Origin of the sequence: Saliniramus sp., from assembly GCF_035311605.1 — a bacterium.
Taxonomy (GTDB): Bacteria; Pseudomonadota; Alphaproteobacteria; order Rhizobiales; family Beijerinckiaceae; genus Saliniramus.
On record NZ_DATGCW010000294.1, the window covers coordinates 1 to 4,429 of the forward strand.

At 62.7% G+C, this 4,429-nt stretch carries 3 protein-coding genes and 1 pseudogene; 2 read left to right on the forward strand and 2 right to left on the reverse strand.

Translation table 11 applies throughout. The features are described 5' to 3' along the window. Both VKP01_RS13130 and VKP01_RS13135 read left to right on the forward strand, forming a co-directional pair. Nucleotides 1-1,324: glutamate synthase-related protein (locus VKP01_RS13130; protein ID WP_324412997.1), on the forward strand; the 1,324-nt coding region annotated here is incomplete at its 5' end. Nucleotides 1,325-1,441: 117 nt separating this feature from the next. Then, nucleotides 1,442-2,884 carry a glutamate synthase subunit beta gene (locus VKP01_RS13135; RefSeq protein WP_324412999.1) on the forward strand — a complete coding sequence of 481 codons (1,443 nt, stop codon included), beginning with the start codon at nucleotides 1,442-1,444 and terminating at the stop codon, nucleotides 2,882-2,884. Between the two features lie 224 nt (nucleotides 2,885-3,108). On the opposite strand, the gene VKP01_RS13140 is transcribed toward VKP01_RS13135, so the two are convergent. Then, the gene (locus VKP01_RS13140; RefSeq protein ID WP_324413001.1) at nucleotides 3,109-3,669 is read right to left on the reverse strand and encodes a hypothetical protein; all 561 of its coding nucleotides are present in this window, start codon (nucleotides 3,667-3,669) and stop codon (nucleotides 3,109-3,111) included. 180 nt (nucleotides 3,670-3,849) lie between these two features. Continuing rightward, a pseudogene (locus tag VKP01_RS13145) lies at nucleotides 3,850-4,335 on the reverse strand (citrate/2-methylcitrate synthase); the annotation flags it as partial. Nucleotides 4,336-4,429 lie beyond the last annotated feature (94 nt).

Consider the following 4,429-nt stretch of genomic DNA (forward strand, 5'->3'; position numbering starts at 1 on the left):
CGATGGCGGCCTGCGCACCGGGCGCGACGTGTTGATCGGAGCGCTGCTGGGTGCAGACGAGTTCGGGTTCTCGGCAGCGCCCCTGATCGCGGCGGGCTGCATCATGATGCGCAAGTGTCATCTCAATACCTGCCCCGTGGGCGTCGCCACCCAGGATCCCGTCCTGCGCAAGCGCTTCAAGGGCCTGCCCGAGCACGTCATCAACTACTTCTTCTTCATCGCGGAGGAGGTGCGTGAGCTGATGGCGCAGATGGGTTATGCGACGCTCGATGATCTGATCGGACGCTCCGATCTGATCGAGAAGCGCGACGCGGTCGCCCACTGGAAGGCCAAAGGGCTTGATTTCGGGCGCATCTTCACGCGCCCGGAGGTCCGCGCCGGGATCGCCACGCGCCATACCGAGCGCCAGGAACACCCGATCGCGCAGGTTCTGGACCGCAGCCTGATCGCACAAGCCGCTGCCGCGATCGAAGGCGAAGAGACGGTTTTGATCGAGGCGCAGGTCGCCAATACCGATCGCACCGTCGGCGCCATGCTCTCGGGCGAGATCGCCAAGCGTTACGGACATGAGGGCCTGCCTGACGATACCATCACGGTGAAGCTGAAGGGCACCGCCGGCCAGAGCTTCGGCGCCTGGCTCGCCGCCGGCGTCACCCTTGATCTCGAGGGCGAGGCGAATGACTATGTCGGCAAGGGGCTCTCGGGCGGCAAGCTGATCATCCGCCCGCCGCAGGAGAGCAAGGTCGAGGCGGAGAAGGCCATCATCGTGGGCAATACGGTGCTCTATGGCGCCATTGCCGGTGAGTGCTATTTCCGCGGCGTGGCCGGCGAGCGCTTCGCCGTGCGCAATTCCGGCGCCGTCGCGGTAGTCGAGGGCACCGGTGATCACGGCTGCGAATACATGACCGGCGGCGTCGTCGTGGTGATCGGCGAGACGGGCCGTAACTTCGCGGCGGGCATGTCGGGCGGCATCGCCTATGTACTCGATGAGGCCGGCGATTTCGGCAAGCGCTGCAATCTTTCCATGGTCGATCTGGAGCCGGTCGAGGCGGAAGAGGATCTGATGGTTTCGCTGCACCACCATGGCGGCGATCTGGAGACCAAGGGCCGCATCGACGTCATGGCCGACATGTCGGGCAAGGACGAGGAGCGCCTGCGGCAGCTCATCACCAACCACCTCAACTATACCGGCTCGACCCGCGCCAAGGCGATCCTCGAGGATTGGGAAGCCTATCGCACCAAATTCGTGAAGGTGATGCCGGTCGAATACCGCCGCGCGCTTCGCGAGATGGAGCGTGCGCGCATGCCGGCAGCGGCGGAGTGAGGGCGGTCGCCTCGGGGTAATGGGCCGGTCGCACCCTTGTAGGCGCGCGGCACTCGATTTAACTATCAATCACGACCGCTCTGGAACGGTCGCAGGGATCGACAGGGGACGAAACCCATGGGCAAGGTCACGGGCTTTCTCGAATATGATCGTCAGGATCAGAAGTATCAGCTCGCCGGCGATCGGATTCGGCATTTTCGCGAATTCACCCTGCCGCCGGACGAGAGCGATCTGAAGAAACAGGCCGCGCGCTGCATGGATTGCGGCATCCCGTTCTGCCACGGACCGACGGGTTGCCCGGTGCACAACCAGATCCCGGACTGGAACGACCTCGTCTATCAGGGCGACTGGGAGACGGCCGCGCGTGATCTGCATTCCACCAACAACTTCCCGGAATTCACCGGTCGCATCTGCCCCGCACCCTGCGAGGAAGCCTGCACGCTCAATCTCGAGAACGCACCCGTCGCCATCAAGACGATCGAGCAGGCCATCGCCGACAAGGCCTGGGATATGGGCTGGATCAAGCCCGAGCCGCCCACCCGCCTCACCGGCAAGCGCGTTGCCGTGATCGGCTCCGGCCCCGCCGGCCTCGCCGCCGCGCAGCAGCTCGCCCGGGTCGGCCACGAGGTGCATGTATTCGAGCGCGAGGCGAAGCCCGGCGGGCTCCTGCGCTACGGCATTCCGGATTTCAAGATGGAGAAGTATCACATCGACCGGCGCGTCAAGCAGATGGAAGCCGAGGGCGTGATCTTCCATTGCGGCGTCAATATCGGCATGTCGAAGAGCTTCGCGAGCCTGCACAACGAATTCGACGCGGTGCTGATGGCCGGCGGCGCGGAGAATCCGCGTGACCCGCAATTGCCGGGGATGGAGTTCCACGGCGTGCATTACGCCATGCCCTATCTCACCCAGTCGAACAAGCGCGTTAACGGCGAGCCTGCCGACGAGGAGATCGAGGAAATCCTCGCTGCCGGCAAGCATGTCGTGGTCATCGGCGGCGGCGATACGGCCTCCGACTGTATCGGCACCGCCTTCCGCCAGGGCGCGCTTCAGGTCACCCAGCTCGATATCCGCCCGCGCCCGCCCGAGATCGAGGACAAGCTCGCGGTCTGGCCCTACTGGCCGACGAAGATGCGTACCTCCTCCAGCCAGGCAGAGGGCGCCGAGCGCGAATTCCAGGCTGCGACCCTCGCCATCGAGGGCAAGGCCAAGGGCAAGGGCAAAGGGAAGGTCACCGGCGTGAAATGCGCCCGCGTCGATGAGCGCCGCCAGCCGATCCCGGGCACGGAGTTCATCATCAAGGCGGATCTCGTGTTCATTGCCATCGGCTTTGCCAGCCCCGTGCATGACGGCATGGTCAGCGAGGCGGAAGTGGCGCTCGACAAGCGCGGCAACGTGGTCGCGAACGAGAAGGATTACCGGACCAATGCCGAGAAGGTCTTCGTCGCTGGCGACATGCGCCGCGGCCAGTCCCTCGTGGTCTGGGCCATCCGCGAAGGCCGCCAAGCGGCACGCGCCATCGACGAGACGCTGATGGGATCGAGCACGCTGCCACGTTGAACTGGCGTGTATCGGCAGGAGAATCGAAGGATCGTGGCTGTCGGCAATGTTACCGCGTGGAGCGCGTTCCGACCTGACCGAGTCAGGCCAGGCGCTCCGAGTGGTTGCTCAACACATCATTTTTTCCGTCAGCCGGTATCCACCTGACGGCATGATGCTCTAGAGCACCGCCCCGCGAAGAACTTGCGGGGCGGGCACCGAGGCGTGAGGGTGCGGGGCACCGATCAATTGCTCAACCGGATCGAAGGGACACCGCCGCACCCAGAATGCACGTCGCCATCGTCGATTACGGCCCCCCGGTCCATACGATCCGGCTGGTTTGGGTCTATGACCAGAGCGGCGTTGCCACCGCCCGTAGAGAGGACGAAGGTCGTTCCATGCTCACGAGACAACTGCCGAAACTCTTCGACGGAGATATATCCATCGCCGTTCTGGACGATCGCCACAAGGCCGTCCTCTCTCACGACCGTGCCGAGAACGCGCTGCAGCACGGTCTGCAAGTTGCTGGCGTTTTGGCCGTTCGGGTTGTCCGAGAGCACGAGTGATTCCGCCGGGCTGTCAAGGTTCCGGGCGGCTTGGTTGATAATGAAATCCGTAAACGGGCTATCAAGCGGTATTGCGATCGGAGCATTGCCACTCTGCGACCCCGGTGGGACACAACCCGACGCAATGGCCCCGGCGGGCTGAGCGCTCTTTTCGGGCGGAAGCGAAAAATCTGTTTTCTCTCTTGGCGCCACATTGCCCATCTTTGGATCAGATGAAGAAAAACCGTGTACGTTCATCATGAAAACACCTTGATTTAATAATTTATAATCATATGTAATAGCATATACGAAAAACTTCCTTTTAGCAAGATTTTTACAAAGTTGATGACTTGCCTTGCCCGGCCCAGGCGCCCAGAATAAAAGAAGGCCGCCCTGCGGGAAGGCGGCCTAAGACGAAACGACCGGTCGATCGCGCCTGGCTCAGCCGCGCTGGGCGATCGGCACGTATTCGCGCTTGTCGGAGCCGATATAGAGCTGGCGCGGGCGACCGATGCGCTGGGACGGATCCTCGACCATTTCCTTCCACTGGGCGATCCAGCCCACCGTGCGCGCGAGCGCGAACAGCACCGTGAACATGGTGGTGGGAAAACCCATCGCCTTGAGCGTGATGCCGGAATAGAAGTCGATATTCGGATAGAGCTTCTTCTCGATGAAATATTCGTCGCGCAAGGCGATCTGCTCCAGCTCCATGGCGACTTCGAGCAACGGATCGTCTTTGACGCCAAGCTCGTTGAGCACCTCATGGGTGGTCTTCTGCATGATGCGCGCCCGCGGATCGTAGTTCTTGTAGACCCGGTGACCGAAGCCCATCAGGCGGAAGGGATCGTCCTTGTCCTTGGCGCGTTCGAGGTATTCGGGGATGCGGTTGGGCGTCCCGATCTCCTTGAGCATCTCGAGGCAGGCCTGGAGATGCTGCGCGAGATCGGCACCGTCGACCAGATCCCCGAATACATCAAGCGCGCCAAGGACAAGAACGACCCCTTCCGCCTGATGGGCTTCG

What these genes read in the sequence shown, in the direction of transcription:
- VKP01_RS13135 (WP_324412999.1), top strand. Translation starts at nt 1,442, where the DNA reads ATGGGCAAGGTCACGGGCTTTCTCGAATATGATCGTCAGGATCAGAAG.
- VKP01_RS13140 (WP_324413001.1), bottom strand. Translation starts at nt 3,669, where the DNA reads ATGATGAACGTACACGGTTTTTCTTCATCTGATCCAAAGATGGGCAAT.